Origin of the sequence: Micromonospora luteifusca (assembly GCF_016907275.1) — a bacterium.
Taxonomy (GTDB): Bacteria; Actinomycetota; Actinomycetes; order Mycobacteriales; family Micromonosporaceae; genus Micromonospora; species Micromonospora luteifusca.
The window spans coordinates 6,177,246-6,195,102 of record NZ_JAFBBP010000001.1; the positions used below are offsets into that span (position 1 = coordinate 6,177,246).

The 17,857-nt window shown below is 67.9% G+C and carries 16 protein-coding genes; 8 read left to right on the forward strand and 8 right to left on the reverse strand.

What is annotated here, in order from left to right; translation table 11 throughout:
- Positions 1-720 precede the first annotated feature (720 nt).
- Entirely contained in the window at positions 721-1,926 is a 1,206-nt protein-coding gene (locus JOD64_RS27925; RefSeq protein WP_204944974.1) for a low temperature requirement protein A, read from the reverse strand.
- A 187-nt stretch (positions 1,927-2,113) separates the two neighbouring features.
- On the opposite strand from JOD64_RS27925, the gene JOD64_RS27930 reads away from it, so the two are divergent.
- From JOD64_RS27930 to JOD64_RS27940, 3 genes are all read left to right on the forward strand, one after another.
- Positions 2,114-2,581 (forward strand): YkgB family protein, encoded by a 468-nt coding sequence (locus JOD64_RS27930; protein ID WP_204944975.1) that lies wholly within the window; start codon positions 2,114-2,116, stop codon positions 2,579-2,581.
- Between the two features lie 123 nt (positions 2,582-2,704).
- Positions 2,705-3,187 carry a carboxymuconolactone decarboxylase family protein gene (locus tag JOD64_RS27935; protein ID WP_204944976.1) on the forward strand — a complete coding sequence of 161 codons (483 nt, stop codon included), beginning with the start codon at positions 2,705-2,707 and terminating at the stop codon, positions 3,185-3,187.
- A 320-nt stretch (positions 3,188-3,507) separates the two neighbouring features.
- Complete coding sequence (locus JOD64_RS27940) at positions 3,508-4,395, forward strand: ferritin-like domain-containing protein (RefSeq protein WP_204944977.1); 888 nt, start codon at positions 3,508-3,510, stop codon at positions 4,393-4,395.
- A 207-nt stretch (positions 4,396-4,602) separates the two neighbouring features.
- On the opposite strand, the gene JOD64_RS27945 is transcribed toward JOD64_RS27940, so the two are convergent.
- Complete coding sequence (locus tag JOD64_RS27945; protein WP_204944978.1) at positions 4,603-5,853, reverse strand: PP2C family protein-serine/threonine phosphatase; 1,251 nt, start codon at positions 5,851-5,853, stop codon at positions 4,603-4,605.
- A 194-nt stretch (positions 5,854-6,047) separates the two neighbouring features.
- On the opposite strand from JOD64_RS27945, the gene JOD64_RS27950 reads away from it, so the two are divergent.
- Both JOD64_RS27950 and JOD64_RS27955 read left to right on the forward strand, forming a co-directional pair.
- Positions 6,048-6,485, forward strand: a complete 438-nt coding sequence (locus tag JOD64_RS27950; protein WP_204944979.1) for an ATP-binding protein — start codon at positions 6,048-6,050, stop codon at positions 6,483-6,485.
- A 218-nt stretch (positions 6,486-6,703) separates the two neighbouring features.
- Positions 6,704-7,102: a ChaB family protein gene (locus JOD64_RS27955; RefSeq protein ID WP_204944980.1), complete on the forward strand. Its 399-nt coding sequence runs from the start codon at positions 6,704-6,706 to the stop codon at positions 7,100-7,102.
- 24 nt (positions 7,103-7,126) lie between these two features.
- Here JOD64_RS27955 and JOD64_RS27960 read toward each other — a convergent pair whose 3' ends face one another.
- The 5 genes from JOD64_RS27960 to JOD64_RS27980 all read right to left on the reverse strand — a co-directional run bounded on the left by JOD64_RS27960 (position 7,127) and on the right by JOD64_RS27980 (position 13,348).
- A complete protein-coding gene (locus tag JOD64_RS27960; protein ID WP_204944981.1) occupies positions 7,127-7,840 on the reverse strand; it encodes a GAF and ANTAR domain-containing protein in 714 nt (237 codons plus the stop codon).
- 205 nt (positions 7,841-8,045) lie between these two features.
- Positions 8,046-8,504 carry a hypothetical protein gene (locus JOD64_RS27965; RefSeq protein ID WP_204944982.1) on the reverse strand — a complete coding sequence of 153 codons (459 nt, stop codon included), beginning with the start codon at positions 8,502-8,504 and terminating at the stop codon, positions 8,046-8,048.
- Positions 8,505-8,507: 3 nt separating this feature from the next.
- A complete protein-coding gene (locus tag JOD64_RS27970) occupies positions 8,508-10,943 on the reverse strand; it encodes a molybdopterin oxidoreductase family protein (protein WP_204944983.1) in 2,436 nt (811 codons plus the stop codon).
- On the reverse strand, positions 10,912-11,469 hold the full coding sequence (locus JOD64_RS27975; RefSeq protein WP_204944984.1) for an HPP family protein: 558 nt from the start codon (positions 11,467-11,469) through the stop codon (positions 10,912-10,914). Before JOD64_RS27975 ends, JOD64_RS27970 begins: the two co-directional genes overlap by 32 nt.
- A gap of 85 nt (positions 11,470-11,554) precedes the next feature.
- On the reverse strand, positions 11,555-13,348 hold the full coding sequence (locus JOD64_RS27980) for a thiamine pyrophosphate-requiring protein (protein ID WP_204944985.1): 1,794 nt from the start codon (positions 13,346-13,348) through the stop codon (positions 11,555-11,557).
- Between the two features lie 312 nt (positions 13,349-13,660).
- On the opposite strand from JOD64_RS27980, the gene JOD64_RS27985 reads away from it, so the two are divergent.
- From JOD64_RS27985 to JOD64_RS27995, 3 genes are all read left to right on the forward strand, one after another.
- On the forward strand, positions 13,661-14,026 hold the full coding sequence (locus JOD64_RS27985) for an STAS domain-containing protein (RefSeq protein ID WP_204944986.1): 366 nt from the start codon (positions 13,661-13,663) through the stop codon (positions 14,024-14,026).
- A 161-nt stretch (positions 14,027-14,187) separates the two neighbouring features.
- A complete protein-coding gene (pepN, locus tag JOD64_RS27990) occupies positions 14,188-16,587 on the forward strand; it encodes an aminopeptidase N (protein ID WP_204944987.1) in 2,400 nt (799 codons plus the stop codon).
- A gap of 87 nt (positions 16,588-16,674) precedes the next feature.
- On the forward strand, positions 16,675-17,040 hold the full coding sequence (locus tag JOD64_RS27995; RefSeq protein ID WP_204946287.1) for a DNA polymerase ligase N-terminal domain-containing protein: 366 nt from the start codon (positions 16,675-16,677) through the stop codon (positions 17,038-17,040).
- 113 nt (positions 17,041-17,153) lie between these two features.
- Here the strand turns inward: JOD64_RS27995 and JOD64_RS28000 are convergent, their stop codons facing one another.
- The gene (locus tag JOD64_RS28000; protein ID WP_239559697.1) at positions 17,154-17,735 is read right to left on the reverse strand and encodes a lytic polysaccharide monooxygenase auxiliary activity family 9 protein; all 582 of its coding nucleotides are present in this window, start codon (positions 17,733-17,735) and stop codon (positions 17,154-17,156) included.
- Between the last annotated feature and the right edge of the window lie 122 nt (positions 17,736-17,857).

Genomic DNA, 17,857 nt, shown 5'->3' on the forward strand with positions numbered 1-17,857 from the left:
GGTGATGAGATTCTCCGCGGTGGGGACGTGGTCGCCCGCAATCCGGGATATATTAACTGGACCATCACGTCCAGAGTAGGCTGGCGCGGCGCCAGCCCGCAAGCCGCTTGTCACAGGCTGGCGGCGCGCCGCTCGATCTGGTAAATGTCTCCACAGCGGGCGGTTAGTGGACCAAGCAGTCCATATGGTGCGGCTGGGAGTGTTCCGCGTTGGTCGTTCGACATGTCGTGCCCCGCTGCGAGATGGCGGCGACCAGTGTCTTACCCGATGTCAGGAGAGTTCGATGGGCCCTGTTCCTTCCCGTGGGAACGTTGTCGATGGCCAGCCGGTCGATGCGGTGGACATGATCGCCGCCCTGACCGCTGCACAGCTCGTGTTCCAAGACGGTGCAACTCAGACATTCACGGCAGATGGTCGAACGACCTACGCCGACAGGGGAACACCGTCGACTGGCGAGTGGTCTGTGACGGGTGACGGGAGCTTCGCTTCATTCTGGCCGCCGACGTACCGGGCGACGTACACGGTTCGGTGGATCGTCGAGGACGGGGTACGGGTGGGCGTCAGCTTCATGGATACCCGGAGCCGAGTCCGCTACGACGGCCGGTACCGATGATTGGACGAGCCTGCTCATCTTGATCGGACAGCTCCACGGCCATCGGCCCGAGACCGCACCCGTATCTGTCGGGGTGCTCGAAGATCGTCCCAGGCCTGGATAGGTAGTCATCTCGCCGCGGCGGTTGGCTGCCAACTGATCCGTTCATAGCAGACCAGCGCGATCACGATGATGGTGACCAGAGCGAGGGCGGCGAGGGCGGGAAGGTGCCGGGCGACGGGCAGCAGCGCGAGGATGGCGCCGGTCGCGAGGATCGGGGCGAGTGGGGTGTGCCGCACGGTGAGTTGAAGAAACAGGGCCCGACCAATGAGGTAGAGGGCCGGGCCGCCGAACAGCACGGCGGTCGAAGTCCAGTGCAGCGGGGTTCCAGCGGGCTGCTGGAGTGGGTGGTGGGTCATGTGGGCGAGGACCACCTCGATGCCGACGGCCAGGTAGATGATCCCGGCGATGAGCACGAAGTGAGCCAAGCTGTAGGCGATGCTGCCGGTCCGAGTCCGGTCCGGAACGGGGATCCGTGCCAGGGCTTGTGCGGCAGGTGCGGCGGCGTTTTCGAAGTACAGCCACCACAGGGCCAGTGCCGTGGTCAGGGCGAGCAGCGCGGCGACCAGGACCGGCCAACGAGTGACCGCCGATCCAGCGCCGACGCCCACCGAGATCAGCGACTCGCCCAGAGCAATGATGACGATCAGGCCGTGCCGCTCGGCGAAATGGCTGGGGCTGGGCAATGGAGCGCGTCCGGCGGCCACCGCGATGATTAGGCCGCCGACGCAGTCGATGAGGAACGCCGCGGCCCACAACAGCGTCTGCGTGGCGCCGCCGAACACCGCGCCGAGCAGTAGCGCAGGAAAGCCCACCGAGAGCGGGATGACCCGGAAGCGCAGCGAAGCGCGTAGCCGCGCGTTAACGACCGATATGTGCCAGACAAGGGCCAGGTATACCGCCCGGATGACGATGTAGACGACGGCCAAAGTCATGGGCGCGGCCAGTGACTGGTTGCCGTGCCGCCATGCCTCGGGAAGGACCAGGGCGGCCACGAACATCGCGGCCATCACAGCGGAGTTTCCGGCGCGGACCAGGCCCACGTCGGCGCGGACCTGGTTGGCCAGCCAAGCGTAGTTGGTGAACGGCCACCACAGCAGTAGCAGGAGCACAAGGCTATGAGCCAGCCTGAGTGGCGTCGGCGCCTGTGCCGTGAACGTCGCCACCCGGATGAAGGCAAACACGAACACGAGGTCGAAGAACACCTCGAACGGCGTGGCCCGATGGGTTTCCTCGGTCTGCACGGGCGGCCCGGCTCGGAAGATGTGCCTCATGGAGCAATCTTGTTCGCCCAACATCCGACAGATACGGATTCAACACTTAAACCCGTCTGCCGTCGCTGGCCACATGGATGACGCGATCAGGAGATAGATGATCGGCACGTCCCCGTTGTGTGTCGCGGGTCCCAGCGGGTAATGGTCCCAGGCACGCCGATATCGGCACAAGGACTAGGAGCGAGCGATGGGCATACGACACGCCTCGGCCGATGACCTCGCTTCCGTAGGCTTCGCGGTCCTGCGCTCCGCACTGGCGACGAACATCTTGTGGATCGGTGCGCTCAAATTCAAGCAGTACGAGGTCGAAAACGACGAGCCCCTGATCACATCGAATCCGCTGTTTTCAGCGTTGCGCAAGAAGCTGGGCGCACAGAAGCTCAACCGCCTCATAGGCGTCACGGAGATCACCGTAGGCTCGCTGATCGCCGCGAAGCCGTTTGCGCCCAAAGCGTCGGCAGTCGGTAGCTTCGGGGCGGCGGGGTTGTTCCTCACCACACTCAGTTTCCTGGCCACGGCGCCCGGGACTCGGCAGGGAGGGCAGGGGATGTACAGCCTTTCTCTGCTGGGGCAATTCCTGTTGAAGGACACAGTGCTCCTCGGTGCCGCGCTCCTGACAACTGCCGACTCGCTGCGCGTCGCCCGGCACCGATAAGGCGGGGCCGTCCGCTCGGAGCGCTTGACGCAATGACAGCGCCTGGGTCAACGCGGCTGTCCACTTTACGTGGACGTCCCCCACCCACTGGTGTTGTCGTTGTGACCTAGAGGAGGCCATCTCTTGGACACCAAGATCCAGAACGTTCGACTGGATGCCACGTCGAACGAGCAACTCATGGCTCTGGCAAACGCCGGGGCCGCAGCTTTCGGCCATACCGCCACACTTCAGGTGGAACGGGCCCTGGCCCAGCTTCTGCGGTTACGCGTGGCACAAATCAACAATTGCAGCTACTGCCTTCTGGTGCACCACGCCGCTGCCCGTACCGCCGACATCCCGCCGTCCAAGGTCGAGACCCTCACGGCGTGGTGGGAGACGCACCTGTTCACCGAGGAGGAGCGAGCTGCGCTGGCCTACGCCGAGGCATTGACCCGAGCCGCCGACGCTACTGTCAACAACCGGGTCCAGGAGGCACACGACAGGATGGCCATGCACTTCACGGAGGAAGAGATCCTGGAGATCGTGGCCGTTGTGATCAATATGAACATCTGGACGCGACTCAAGCTCGCCGAGGGTGCCATGCCCACGACGTCGCATCCCGTGTGAGTTGATACCCGGCCCCGTGCGGTCACCGGCACCCGGGTACCGGCCGAGAAGAGGACACGACAAGCCCGGGAGGCGAGCACCGCTGATGGGAAGTATCCGGACATCGGGAACTCTGGAGCACTCGGCGTACGTTGGAGATTGCGCGCCACGACCGGTGCAGGGGTTGCCGCGCGGAGCGTAGTCGAAGTTTGATTCACCCCGTATCGCCTTTCGGCAAACAATTCCAGGTGTTCGTTCGCCAACTAACGTGGGTGTCATCCATTCGAGTCAGGTCGCCCGACGCGGACAGGTGGGACCTGGATGCACCAAACGGAGGCGTTATGGACAACTGGTTCATCTCGGAGGCAGTGTCGCGCAGTGCAGAATCCGAAACGGATCGGCAAAGGCTCGCGGCCCTGGTGGATCCAGGGGTTTGCAGAGCCGACCCGGCGGGCGGTGGCTCGCCGAGCGACGCGGCTATCCTCAACTTCGCGCTCAATCTCGAATATCTCGAAGCTGAGTTCTATCTCCGTGCGACGACGGGATCCGGCCTTCCTGACGGGATGACTACCGGCACCGGGGTGCGCGGCGAGGTGTCCGGCGGAGGATCAGTCAACTTCAGCAGCAACTTCGTGCAGAGGTTCGCAAAGGAGATCGCCTCCGACGAGATGCAGCACGTGACGTTTTTGCGATCCGCGCTCGGCAATGCCGCTGTTGCTCGTCCCGCAATTTCGCTGGACACGAGCTTCACTGCGGCGGCAACTGCCGCTGGTCTGATCAAGCAGGGCGAGAGCTTCGACCCGTACGCGAACGACCTTAACTTCCTCTTTGCGGCGTTCCTCTTCGAAGACGTCGGAGTGTCGGCGCTCAAAGGCTCCGCGTCACTGCTGTCGAACAAAACCTACCTTGATGCGGCAGCCGGCCTGCTGGCCACCGAGGCCTACCACGCGGGGATTGTCCGATCCGCGCTCTACAGCGCCGGACTCACCGACGACACAGTATTTGACTCGGTACAAAAGATCTCCGACGCGCGCAACAGCCTTGATGGTCCGGCGGATGACGACCAGGGCGTCGGCACCGCGGCGGACCCGAATTTCATCCCCACGGATGAAAACGGGATGTGCTACGGCCGATCGGCCCAGTCCGTTTTGAACATCGCATACCTGAGCCCAAAACCGGCGGCTTCGGGTGGCTTCTACCCGGCCGGCATGAACGGCGAAATCGCGTGAGCGCCGGCACGACCTGAGGGTTCAAGTTGCCCGAGCAGGTCCCTTGAGGGAGCCCGCACGCGTGCGGTGGCGCCCCTCGGGGGAGGGGCCTTCGAAGGACGTTTGCTCGGCGGCCGAAAGTAACCCCTCAACAAATACACCGTTCGTTTTGACAGGCCCCGCGAAAGTATGCACCCGGGTCAGTTGCGGGCGGCGGGTCGTGTCCTTTTAGTAGATCGAATCCGCTACCCGAGTGGCTTCATCGGATGGTGGCTGGCGGCGGATGACGAGTAGGGCGATGTCGTCGTTAGGGTGCTCCTCGGCGGTGGTGGCCATGATGTGGTCGCACAACGCCTCGGCTGGCCCGGACTGTACGGCGTCGGCGAGGCGCTCGATGCCGGTATCGATCAGCTCGCTGCGGCGTTCGACCAGTCCGTCGGTGTAGAAGACGAGCGCCGCGCCCGGCGGTAGGTCCACAACTGTGGTGCGGCGATTGGTTAGTGGTCGGCCCACACCAAGTGGCCGGTCCACCGGCAGGTTGACGGGCTGGGTGGGTTGACCGGGCGTAGCCAGCAGTGGTGGGAGATGGCCCGCGGAGGAGAGGAGCACCCTTGCGCGGTCGGGTGCGATGAGGGCGTAGACGGCGGTGGTGAGGGTGCCCGCTTCGAAATGGTGGATCTTGCGGTCGAGGGAGGCCAGCGCTTGGGCGGGATCGTCGGAATCGAGGGCGTAGGCACGTAGCGCGCTGCGGATACGTCCCATGACGACGGCGGATGGCAGCCCGTGGCCGGAGACGTCGCCGATGACGGCGCCCAGCCAGCCCGAGGGCAACGTGAACACGTCGTACCAGTCGCCGCCGATGCCCAGGTCGTGGCCGGGCACGTACCGGGCTGCCAGGTCCAGGCCCGGGATGTCGGGTAGCCGGCCTGGCAGCAGGCTACGTTGCAGCGCCAGCGCTGCCTGTCGGTCGAGAGCCTGCGCTCGGGCCTGACCCGCGAGGCTGGCACGATCGGCAACGAGCTGCAACAGTTGCACGTCGTCGGGACCGAACCGCCGCAGGGCGAGGGAGCCGACGTGCAGTACGCCGACGAGGTTGCCGTTGACGAGCATGGGCACGCCCAGCAGGGCACGTATGCCCGTGGTGAGCAGGATGGGATTGACCACGTCGTCAGGCGTGACGTCATAGATCGTGACCGGGGCGCGTGTCGCCGCCACTCGGCCGGCGAAGCCGCGTCCGACCCGGACGCGGAAACCGCGGCGCACCTCCTCCTCCAAGCCCTTGGCCGCCGTCGCGACGAGCTCGCCGGTGTGGTCGTCCAGCAGCAGGATGGTGGCGGTATCGACCTTGAGTAGGTCCCGGACCCGTTCAAGCAGCTCGTCGAGTAACTCGGCGACGTCCAGCCCCGACAGGGCACCGTCGGTGATCGCCCCGATACGACGCAGTCGCTCCTCGTTCGTCACCAGCTCGGCATCGGCCACCCAGGAAGCCTAGACGCCGGCCCGCCGCCGATGGCACGTCAGGAGCGAGATCAACAGTGTTGCGCCTTCCACGTGGGGGTACCTCCCATGCCACATCGATGCATCGGTCGTCCGGTGAGCCCGTTCCGGAGAGCTATCCTCCCTCGTGCCACCGATAAGGTCACCGGCTCCACGTCCGACAGGGAGGGGAAGCAGTGGCGAACCCACCGCTGGACCAGCATGCCCCTACCGCCGGCACGCCCCTGTTCTCGACGTCATTCACCCTCGCGGACTTGACCCGCGTCCGACACGAGGTTCAGGCCGTCAGTCGCCGGTGCGGCCTTGACCACGACGAGATTGAGAACTGGCTCATCGCGGTCAACGAGTTGATGATCAACGTGATTCGGCACGGGGGTGGCGCAGGCGGACTACGCCTGCTCCTAGACGATCAGCTCATCTGTGAAGTCACTGACCAGGGACGGGGCTTCAACGCTGCGCATTACGTTTCCTGCGTCGAGCGACCGCCGCTGTCCGACACCGGAGGGATGGGCCTGTGGGTGGTCGGGCAGATGGCCGGCTACGTCCTCGCCGACAGTGGACCCGCCGGCACCACCATCCGCATCGCAGCACGCTCGCGCAGGACTCTCGAGTAGTTGCTGGCTCCGCCAGTCCGCCGGCAGGGTGGAACCCGCCGATCTGGGCCTGCTCACCGCCGCTCTGCGGCGCCATCATCGAGGACGCGCCGGTCATCTTCTCGGCCGAGAACCTGGCCGCCAACTACCTGGTCGCCGAGACCGCGTCGAGTTAGAAGCGGTTTGGTGCGGGCTCCGCGCGGGCACGTCACCGGCAAAGGTCGACGAGAGGAGCGACGATGCCGGCACGCAAGGACATGCCCAGCACACTGAAGCGATCGCCGAAGAAGGCACAGGACACCTACGCCGAGGCGCACGACTCGGCGGTCGACTCGTACGGCGAGGGCGAGCGCGCTCACCGCACCGCGTTCGCCGCCGTCAAGCACTCGTTCGAGAAGGTGGGCGACCACTGGGAGCCGAAGAGCAAGAAAGGGCCGAGCGACAAGAAAGCCGCAGGTGGCCGCGGTTCCTCCGGCAGGACGGCCGGTGGGGTCGACGCGAACGCCAGCAAGGAGCACCTGATGGACCTGGCGAGGAAACTCGACATCCCTGGGCGGTCACGGATGAAGAAGGCCGACCTCGTTGAGGCCATCCGCAAGTCCAACAACGGCAGCACCCGCAAGGCCCGCACCAAGTAGTCGAGAACGAAGCGGTGCCGTGGGTCAGCGCTCGGGTGTTCCAGCTGCCCGGTCCACCAGGGCTTGAGCTACATCGCGGACCTTGCGGTTGGAGTCCTGCGACACCTTCGCCAGGATGTTGAACGCCTCGGTGGGGGTGCACCGGCGCTCACCCATGATGATGCCCTTGGCCTGCTCGATGACGGCGCGGCTGGCCATCGCCTCCTGCATCTGGCGGGCGAGGCTGGCGGTGCTGTCGTAGAGCTGCGCGTTGGCCAGGGCGACGGCGGCGTACGCCGCGAAGGTTTCCAGCACGGTGATCGCGTCGTCGTCGAAGGCGTGCGGGATGCGGGCGTAGACGTTGAGCCCGCCAACGACCGCCTCCTGGATGGGCAGGCCGACCGAGACGGAACTGCCCACTCCCGCCTTGTGGCCGCGCTCGGCCCAGTCGGGCCAGCGGTCGTCGGCGGCGAGATCGGGCACGGAAAGGACGTCGCCACTGGTGGCGGCATCCAGACACGGGCCGGCCCCCTGGGCGTACTGCCGCTCGTCCATCTCCAGGGCCAGGTCGTCGGTGAACGCCGCGGTGTGCCCGATCCCGCCGCGAACCAGCGTGACCGACACCTCCACCGGCACGGGCAGCACCCGTTTGGCCAGCTCCGCGACGCGCTGGAGAACGTCGTCGAGGCCGACCTCGCCGAGCTTGATGCGGCCGAGTTCGGCGAAGGCGTCGGCGGGGTCCGTCGGTGAGTGGGTCATGGCACCAGTCCTCACGACCGGCGCGTCCGTCGTAGAACCACGGATCGGGTGGGGCGTGGACGCGCGGATGGCGGCCCGCACGTCGCGGGCCGCTGCACGGCCCCCCAACCGGGTGGAGCCGGGACCAACGCCGCCTGCTCGACGCCGATTCGCCACATCCGGTACGGCGGATGTGGGCTACAGGCCCACCAGGGTACGCGGGCTGTCAGTCGGCGACGACGAGGGCTTGGGGCGCGGCGGCCTTCATCCGCGTACGCAGCCACTTCAGCTGGATCGCCGTCTCGCCCTCACAGCGCCGCACGACCGCGAGCAGGTCCTTGTCGCGGACACCGTAGGCGGCCTGGCCGACGACGGTCCAGGTGATGTCGCACTCGGCAGCCATCAGGTAGAGGTCCTGGAGGTCACGCAGCAGGCCGATGCCGCCGGTGCGGGTGCCGGTGAACAGTTGCGAGTACAGCCGGTCCGGCTCGTCGGGGGCGTCCTCGGAGTAGCGGACCACGAACGGATGCAGCTGTTCGGCGTACGCGTCGCAGCGCTTGGCCTGCTGCTGGCAGAGGTGCTCGATGTCGGGTTCCTCGGCGTGCGCGTCGGCGACCTGCCGGAACGCGTCGGCCAGGTTGACCTGCGCCCGGTGCAGAAGACCGAGGTAGTGGGCGAGGTGCACGGCTCACTCCTTCCCGCTGGTGGCCTCGGCTGCCGGCCCACCAACGGTGGGCGGCACGTCAGCGTCCGCTGGTGGTGCGCTGCCGCCGACCGTCGGCGCCGGCGAGGGTACGCCCCGACCGTCGGCGAGTTTCGTCACGGCGACGGCGGCGACCTTGAAGAGGGGCTGCTTGGATACCGGGTCCCAGGCGGTGATGGTCAGCTCGTTCGCTGCCCGGGGGGTGCGGTCGGCGGGGTCCTGGTCGAAGTAGCCGTAGTGGAATGGCAGGAAGACGACGCCGGGCCGGATGCCGCAGAGCCGGGCGCGGGCCTGGATGGCGCCGCGCGCCGAGGAGACGCCGACGAGGTCGCCCTCGACGATGCCGAACCGGGCCGCGTCGGCGGCGTTGAACTCCACCCACACGTCCGGTGCCGCCTGGTTGAGCTGTGGGGCGCGGCCGGTCTTGGTGCGCGTGTGGAACTGGTACACGGTGCGTCCGGTCGTGAGGAGCAGCGGATGCTCCTCATCGGGCACCTCGGGTGAGGGCTGGTAGTCGACGGTGTGCAGGAACGCCCGCCCGTTCGGTTCCTTGGCCCGGTATTCCGGCTCGGTGAACTCCGCACCGGTGACCAGGTCCTGGCCGAACGTCTCGCAGTAGTCGGGGTCGGTGTTGAAGGTCCCGTCGGTGTAGAGGCGCTCGGTGCCGTCGGGATGCTCGTCGGTGCAGGGCCACTGGATGCCGGAGCCGCCGCGCAGCTTCTCGTAGGTGATGCCGGTGTAGTCGCACGGCCGACCCCGCGAACACTCCTTCCACGCCTCGAACACCTCCTCCGGCCCGCTCCAGTCGATCAGCGGCTGGCCGTCGCGATCGCGGAAGTTCATCCGGCGGGCGTAGTCGAGGAAGATGTCCAGGTCCGAGCGGGCCTCCCCGGGCGGGTCGACGGCCTTGTCGGAGATGTGCACGGTCCGGTCGACGCTGGTGAACGTACCGGTCTTCTCGCCCCAGGTGGCGGCGGGCAGCACGACATCGGCCAGCTCGGCGGTCTCGGTGCGGAAGAGATCCTGCACCACCACGAACAGCTCCGGCTGCTTGAGGATGCGCCGGATGCGTGACAGGTCCGGCAGGGAGACCGCGGGGTTGGTGGCGCTGATCCAGAGCAGCTTGATCGAGCCCTGCTCGGCGTACCGGAAGATCTGCATGGCGTGCGTCGGCGGCGCCCAGTGCGGGATGGTGTCCATGTCCACGTTCCACAGCCGGGCCAACTCCTCGATGTGCCGCTCGTTGTCCCAGTTACGCAGGCCGGGCAGGTCGCCGTCGGCACCGGTTTCCCGGGTGTTCTGAGCGGTGGGCTGGCCGTTCATCTGGTAGATCCCGGCGCCCGGCCGGCCGATCATGCCCCGGAGCAGGTGCAGGTTGTTGACGGCGCAGGCGGCGGCGGTGGCCTGGTTGGACTGGTAGAAGCCCTGCAACACGGTCGACAGCAACCGCTGCGAGGTGCCGAGCAGTTCGGCGGCGCGCTCCACGTCGGCGGCCGGCACGTCGCAGATGTCGGCGACCCTTTGTGGCGGGTAGCCGTCGGTGATCCGGCACAGCTCGTCGAAACCCAGGGTGTGCGCGTCGACGTAGTCATGGTCGTACCAGCCGCGCCGGATGATCTCCCGAAGCAGGCCGTTCATCAGCGCCACGTTGGTGCCGTTACGCACCGCGAGGTGGACATCGGCCTCCCGGGCGACCGGGGTGGCGCGCGGGTCCACCGCCAGCATCGTCGGCGGGTTCGGTCCGCGCCGACGGTCGAGCATCCGCATCCACAGCACCGTCTGGGTCTCCGCGACGTTGTGGCCCCACAGCGCGATCGCGTCGCAGTGGTCCACGTCCGTGTACGAGCCAGGCTGCCCGTCGGTGCCGAAGCTGGCCTTCAACGCCGCCGCCGCCGTCGCCGTGCACAGCCGGGTGTTGCCGTCCATGTGTGGCGTGCCCAGCCCTGCCTTGCCGATCACCCCGAGGGCGTAGTACTCCTCCAGGAAAAGCTGCCCGGTGGTGTAGAAGCCGAAGTGTCCCCACCCACCCGGCCCGTCGAGAAGTTCCTTCGACCGGCTGACGATGCGGCCCATCGCGGTGTCCCAGTCCGTCTCGACCAGGCGATCACCATCGCGGACCAGCGGTCGGGTCAACCGGTCCGGACTGTGGTTGGCCTGCCAGCCGTACAGGTCCTTCGGGTCGACCCGACCCCGGTTGATCCGGTCCACGGCCCGACCGCGCACCCCGACGATCCGCCCCTCGGCAACGCCGATGTCCAGCGCGTCGCCGTTGGAGTGCAGCACCGACGCCGACTGCACCCACCGGTCCACGTCGGCATCACCCCGGCCGTCGGCCAGGTACCGGTCCACCCGCACCGGCCACTCCTGTCCCGGCCCGTACGGGGTCCGCTCACCCCACGGATCGGCGATCCGGTCCACCATGACGTCCTCCTTCCGACGGCGGCGCGGGCGCCGCCCACAGCGGCATCGGCCGGCCCGACACCCGTCCGTACCACCAGTCGACGACCGTGACCAGCACCACCGCGCCGGCCGCGACGAGCAACTGGGTCGGGGTACGCAGCAGACCGAGGCTCACGATCAGTGTCGTCGCACCCGCCGGGGCGTGCGACGACTTCAGCAGCACCAGCACCGATGCGGTCACCGCCAGCGACCCGGCCACCGCCACGATCCTCGCCCCACTCACCCCCTCCTGGAGCGCCGAAGGTTCGTCGGCAAGCCCGCAGGCCACCAGGAACAGGTACCCGGCCAGCAGGGCCACCCCGTGTCCGATGAACGTGTTGCGCGGCGACGCATCGGGCGATCGTGGCTTCTCCACGTGCAACATCACCGCCGGTCCCAGACTGGGGAACAGCCACGGCTGGTGCGTGACGAGTGCGACCAGCCCGGCGAGCATCACCGCCAGTGCGCCGCCCACGAAGGCGTGCGCCGAGCGCCCCGCTCGGCCCATCACATTCCCCCTGCCAGTCGTGCCGCTCCGCATCTTCTCGGGAACATTTCTCCCGAATCCTGTTCGTCATGCGTGCCGTCCGATGTCACTGCGGATCGTCGAAGCCTTCGGTGGCCCGTTCGCGGCGCAGGTGCGCCAGCGCCCGCCGGCCCAGGTCGGTGGCCTCCCGACCGAGTGCCTCATACATCGTGGCGACCTTCTCGTAGGGCTGCGCGGGCGGGAGCAGCGGGATCGCCGGGTCCACGATCGCCTCGATCAGCGTCGGCCGGTCCGCGGACAGGGCCTCGTCCCAGGCGGTGTCGACCTCGGTCGGGCTGGTCACCCGGACACCGTGCAGGCCCAGCAGCTCCGCCCAGCGGGCGTACGGCGCGTCCGGCAGGCGCTGCGAGTCGACGAAACGGGGGTCGCCCTCCATCTCCCGCTGCTCCCAGCTCACCTCTGCCAGGTCGCGGTTGTGCAGCACCAGCACCACGAACCGGGGGTCCGCCCAGTCCCGCCAGCGGTGCGCGACGGTGAGCAACTCGGCCAGCCCGTTCATCTGCATCGCCCCGTCCCCGGCGAGTGCCACCACCGGTCGGTGCGGGGCGGCGAGTTTCGCGGCCAGCCCGTACGGCAGCGCCGAGCCCATCGAGGCCAGGGTGCTGGACAGGTGCGCGTCGACACCGACGGGCAGCCGCAGGTGTCGGGCGTACCAGTAGGTCACCGACCCGACATCCACCGCTACCTGCGCGTCTCCGGGCAGCCGGTCGCTCAGCGCGTGCAGGACGTACTGCGGATTGAGCGGTTCGGCTTCGGCGGTGGCCCGCTGTCGGGCGATGTCCCGCCAGCGCGTCACCTCGCCCTCGACGCGCTGACGCCAGCTCCGATCCGGTCGGGGCGTGAGCAGCGGCAGCAGCGCCCGGATGGTCTCGGCGGCGTCACCGAGCAGCGGCACCTCCACCGGGTAGCGCCCGCCCAGGCGTCGACCGTCGATGTCGATCTGCACCGCCCGGGCCTGTCCGGGCGCTGGGTAGAACTCCGACCAGGGATCGTTGCTGCCAATGATCAGCAGGGTGTCGCACTCGTTCATCAGCATGCTGCTGGCGGTGCTGCCCAGGTGGCCCATCACCCCGGTGTGGAACGGCAGCGCCTCGTCCAGCACCGGCTTGCCGAGCAGCGACGCGGTCACCCCCGCGCCGAGCGCCTCGGCCAGCTCGATCACCTCGCCGGCGGCAGCTCGGGCACCCTGCCCCACCAGGATCGCCACCCGCTCCCCGGCATCGAGCAGGTCCGCGGCGGCCCGCAGATCACCGGCGCGGGGCCGCAGTTCCGGCACCGGCAGGCCCGGGTTGGTCACCATGATCCCGTGCTGGTGCGCGCCGAGGTCCGGGGCCGGTGCGATCTGCACGTCGTGCGGCAGGATCACACACGTCGGGCTCCGAGTCGCCAGGGCGGTGCGGATCGCCCGGTCGAGCAGCATGGGCAACTGCTCCGGGGTGTACGCGGTCTGCACGAACTGTGCGCACACATCGCCGTAGAGGCGTACCAGGTCGATCTCCTGCTGGTAGCCGCTACCCAGTACGGACGTCACCTGCTGACCGACCAGGGCGAGCACCGGTTGGGAGTCCAGCCGGGCGTCGTAGAGACCGTTGAGCAGATGTACGGCGCCCGGTCCCTGAGTCGACAGGCACACCCCCAGCCCGCCGGTGTACTTGGCGTGCCCGCAGGCCATGAACGCGGCCGTCTCCTCGTGTCGGGCCTGCACAAACTCCGGCCGACCGGCGCGACGCAGAGCCCCCATCACCCCGTCGATACCGTCGCCGGAGTAACCGAAGACCCGGCCCACGCCCCAGTCGGCCAACCGAGCCACCACCAGGTCCGACACCGTCGCGTCCGCCACCGTCGCCTCCTCGCCTCAACCGCCCTTCCAGCATGTGGCCCTACCCGCAGGCCGGCAGACCGAACCGGACGGACGGCACCTCTTCGGGGATCCTCACGATCAATCCCACTGCGGAACTCGTCGATCGCGCGAGTGGTGCCAGCGGCGAACATCGTGGGTAGAGTGGTCCGCGGGTCAAGACATGCGCCCAGGTCCGCCGCCCGCGCCTCGTCGCTGCGGGAGGATCCGACTCACCGATGCACCAGATCGGGAGGGGTCATGTCTGTCTTCGAGCAGCCCACTCGGCACCGCGCTCGGCTCACCAAACCGATCATGACGCTGGACCTGGACACGGACGGGCCGGTGCCACTGATCACCGTTCGCGGCGAGGTCGACATGAGCACCGCACACCTCATCAGCGAGCTGGCCGAACACACGATCGCCCGCCGCCCCGCACGGTTGGTACTCGATCTCTCCCGGGTGACCTTCTTCAGCGCCCACGGCATCAGCGCCCTGCTGCGAACACGGCGCGCCGCCGCAGGTGCCGATGTCGGGCTGATTCTGCGCGATGCCGCCCCGTGCGTCACCTACCTGTTGATGGTTACCGGTACCCGAAGGAACTTCAGGGTGGCGACGACGCGGGTCGATGATCCGGTCCCGGTGGGGAAGCGCCGGACAGGGGAACACAGCCCCGTGTGAGGTTCGCAAGTTTGGTGGTAGCGCAGGCTTTCAGGACTTCGCGGAACGCTGTTCGTCCGGTCCGACACGAGCTCACTGTCGGCGCGTGCCTGGACCGTCACCGCTCGCCGCCGTCACTGACCGCCGCCAATGCCGCTACGCCGCCGAGATAGCCTGTCGGGGTGTCGCTGACCCTGGATGAAGCCCGCGCTCGGACCGCCATGCTCTCCGAGGTCTCCTACGACCTGCTGCTCGACGTCACGTCCCCGGACGCCTTCCGTAGCCGGGTCGCCGTGCGGTTCCGTACCAAAGGTGGCGACACGTTCATCGAGCTGCACCGGGCCGAGTCGGTCGAGGTGACGCTCGACGGCGCGACCGTCGTGCCGGCGTACGACGGATGCCGCATCCCGCTCGACGGCCTGACCCCCGGGGTGCACGAGGTGGTCGTGGACGCGCGGCTGCGATATGTCACCGACGGTGAAGGTCTGCATACGTTCACCGACCCGGTGGACGGGGAACGGTACGTCGGCGGGTATCTCGGCCTGGACATCACCCAGCGCCTGTTCGCCTGCTTCGATCAGCTCGATCTCAAAGGCCCGATCACCCTGAACGTGATCGCCGATCCCACGTGGACGGTCTTGTCGAACGGCCTGTCCACGGTCGCTGATGGGGGTCGGTTCGGGTTCGCCACCACCCGGCCGATCGCTTGTGATCTGTTCGCTGTCGTGGCGGGGCCGTACCACTCGGTGAGGTGGGAGCACCAAGGCCTGTCCATGGGATGGCACGCCCGCCGTTCGTTGGCCGCCGAACTGGAGCGCGACGCCGCGGAGCTGCGTCGGGTGACCGAGGTCTGCTTCGACCACTACGCCAAGACCTTTTCCGAGCCGTTCCCGTTCGACTCCTACGACCAGGTCTTCGTGCCCGAGCTCAACTGGGGCGCGATGGAGTGCCCAGGGTGCGTCACCTTCAACGAGTCCCTGCTGCCGCGAGAGCGCGTCACCGACGACGACCGCCGGCGCCGTGCGATGGTGATCGCGCACGAGATGTCGCACATGTGGTTCGGCGACCTGGTGTCCCCGGTGTGGTGGGAGGACGCGTGGCTCAACGAGTCCTTCGCGGACTACATGGGGTTCGAGGTGGCCGAGACCGTGGCCGGGTACGCCGGCACCCGGGTGTCATTTGAGGCGGCATACAAGCCCGGTGCCTTTCTCGCCGACCGACGCCGTTCCACGCACCCGGTCGCACCGGCCGCCGAGGACGTGCCCGACGTCGACACCGGCACGACGATTTTCGACGCCATCTCCTACGGCAAGGGAAACGCCGTCGTACGCCAGTTGGTGACCTGGCTGGGAGCGGCGGACTTCCTCGCCGGGGTGAACACCCACCTCACCCGGCACCGCTTCGCGAACGCCACGCTCGAGGACCTGCTGTCGGCGCTCGACGCCGTCTCGCCGCGCGACGTGCGCGGTTGGGCCGAGGTGTGGCTGCGGCAGTCGGGACATGACACGATCCGAGTCTCGCGCTCGGACGACGTTCCGGTGCTGACCCGTGACGGCGTACGGCCACACCGGTTCACCGTCGCGGCGTACTCCCCGTCGCTGGAGCCGGTCGGCTCGCGGCTGGTCGACCTCGCGGACGAGCCACTGGAGCTGCCGGAGTGGGCCGGGCTGGTGGTGGTGCCCAACGCGCACGGCGAGACCTTCGCCCGGATCGAGCTGGACCCGTTCTCCTACGACAGCGTCGCGCGCTCGCTGGCGGACCTGCCGGACCCGCTCGTGCGGGCGGTGCTGTGGGCGATGGTGCTCGACCAGGTGCCGCCAGCTGCACACCTGGATCTGCTGGCGCGACAGCTGCCGCGTGAGTCGTCGCCCACCCTGGTGACCGCAGCGCTCGACCGGAGCCTGAACAACCTGGTGCGCCGCGTCCTACCGCCTGCGGACGTACCCGCCGCGCTTGAGGTGGTCGCCGCGGCGTGCGTGCTTGATGGCGAGGCGAACGAGCAGCGCGCGGTCGCGCTGGCACGTGGGCTGGCCCGGAGCACGAGCGACACCGCGCTGTTGCGGCGCTGGCTGGACGCAGACGCGACCGACCAGGGGTTGGCGCTTGACCCGGAGCTTCGCTGGGCCGCCGTACATCGGCTGGCCGAGCTCGGTGGCGTCGAGGCCCCGGAGATCGAGGCCGAGCGGCTGCGGGACGGCACTGCCGCGGGCGATCTCGGTGCTGTCACCGCGCTGGCCGCTCGCCCCACCGTCGAAGCGAAATCGGCGGCCTGGGCGGCGATGACCGAAGACCCCGACGTCTCCGTACGCCGCTTCCGGGCGTTGGCCGCCGGGCTCTGGTCGCTGTCGCAACGGGAGATTGTCGCGCCGTACGTCGCCGCCTATGTCGCGGTTGCCCCGTCGTTGGCCCGGCGTGGTTCGGCGTTCGCTGCCGAGGTTGGTCGGGCCTTTCCTGCCCTCCCGCTGACCGACGAGGAGCTGGAGCTGGTACGTGACGCGTTGCGCGGCGACGTGCCCGCCGTGCTGAGGCGCTATTGGGAGGACGAGCTGGACGACCGCACGGCGCGGGCCGTCAGCTTCTGACTTCGGCCGCAGCCGGACAGCCGTGCTGGAGAACGAGTCTGCGTGGAACGCATCCGATCGCCGCGGAGGCGACGAAACGCGCCGACAATGGTAAGAGTGGCACCCGCTTTCGTCCTGCACCACCACCGCAAACCTCGACCGCATTTTGACCTGCGGCTCGAGGAGGACGGTGTGCTGCGCTCCTGGGCGGTGCCTCGCGGTCTGCCGGACAGTCCCAGTGACAACCGGCTCGCGATTGCGGTGCCCGACCACCACCTTGATCACCTCACCTACGAGGACGTCGACAAGTCGATTGCCGACATCGGTACGTGGGAGGAGCACGACCGCACCGACCGCCGAATGCTGTTCACGTTGCACGGCCGCACCGGTCATCGGCGATACGCGCTCATCCGCACGGGTGCGGGGTGGCTGATCCACTTGACGAAAGAGCAGCCTCCGGACGAGCGCAGGTAGAAGTCTCCCGTGCCGGCCCACGTGCCGTCACCGTGGCACTGCCGGAAGAACGATCCGGCTCAGGGCGCGAACGCCCTGAGCCGGAATGGTTCCGCAGCTGGCGGTCCTGCCGATCAGGTGATGTTGATGTCGCTGCACCACATGTAGGTCTGGTCCATGTGTGATGCCTTCCAGATCACGAACAGGACGTGGCCTCCGGAACGTCCAGAGACCGAGACGTTGAACGAGATGTTCTGCGCTGGCGCGTAGCGCCCGGTCGTTGCGATCAGGTCGAGGTTGCCCCACCCGACCTGTTGGGTGGCCCGATTGAATCCCGGCTTGGTGACGTAGACCCGGAAGTAGTCAGCACCGTGGCTGGCCTGGTCGTACATCTGGACCGTGAAGTTGGGGCTGACGTTGGTCGCCTTCCACGCGCCGGGCTGGTTCACCGTGTTGTTCCTGGAGAGGGCGTTGCTGCACAGTTGTCCGTCCGGGGTGCGGGCTTGGAACTGGCCGCCGAGGCCGTCTCGCAGCTGGCTCATCCAGTTCCACATGGTGTCGGGGTTGGCCTGGAACGCCTGCCAGCACATGGGGTCTTGTTGCTGCATGGCCGGGTTGGTGTGTTGGTTGCCCCAGGTCTTCCAGCACTGGTAGGCGCGGCTCGCCGGGTTGATGACGGTGCCGTGGGCCTGGGCCGCGCCGGTCGAGGGCAGCATGCCGATCACCATGGCGAACAGCAGGACGAGCGCTTGGAGGGACCGGCGGACTGTTGACCGGGATCGTCCGCCGGATTGATCGGACGTTTGTGAACGCACTGTTCATCCTCCGCTCTTCGGTA

What these genes read in the sequence shown, in the direction of transcription:
- JOD64_RS27925 (WP_204944974.1), bottom strand. Translation starts at nt 1,926, where the DNA reads ATGAGGCACATCTTCCGAGCCGGGCCGCCCGTGCAGACCGAGGAAACC.
- JOD64_RS27930 (WP_204944975.1), top strand. Translation starts at nt 2,114, where the DNA reads ATGGGCATACGACACGCCTCGGCCGATGACCTCGCTTCCGTAGGCTTC.
- JOD64_RS27940 (WP_204944977.1), top strand. Translation starts at nt 3,508, where the DNA reads ATGGACAACTGGTTCATCTCGGAGGCAGTGTCGCGCAGTGCAGAATCC.
- JOD64_RS27955 (WP_204944980.1), top strand. Translation starts at nt 6,704, where the DNA reads ATGCCGGCACGCAAGGACATGCCCAGCACACTGAAGCGATCGCCGAAG.
- JOD64_RS27960 (WP_204944981.1), bottom strand. Translation starts at nt 7,840, where the DNA reads ATGACCCACTCACCGACGGACCCCGCCGACGCCTTCGCCGAACTCGGC.
- JOD64_RS27970 (WP_204944983.1), bottom strand. Translation starts at nt 10,943, where the DNA reads ATGGTGGACCGGATCGCCGATCCGTGGGGTGAGCGGACCCCGTACGGG.
- JOD64_RS27975 (WP_204944984.1), bottom strand. Translation starts at nt 11,469, where the DNA reads ATGGGCCGAGCGGGGCGCTCGGCGCACGCCTTCGTGGGCGGCGCACTG.
- JOD64_RS27985 (WP_204944986.1), top strand. Translation starts at nt 13,661, where the DNA reads ATGACGCTGGACCTGGACACGGACGGGCCGGTGCCACTGATCACCGTT.
- JOD64_RS27995 (WP_204946287.1), top strand. Translation starts at nt 16,675, where the DNA reads ATGGTAAGAGTGGCACCCGCTTTCGTCCTGCACCACCACCGCAAACCT.
- JOD64_RS28000 (WP_239559697.1), bottom strand. Translation starts at nt 17,735, where the DNA reads ATGCTGCCCTCGACCGGCGCGGCCCAGGCCCACGGCACCGTCATCAAC.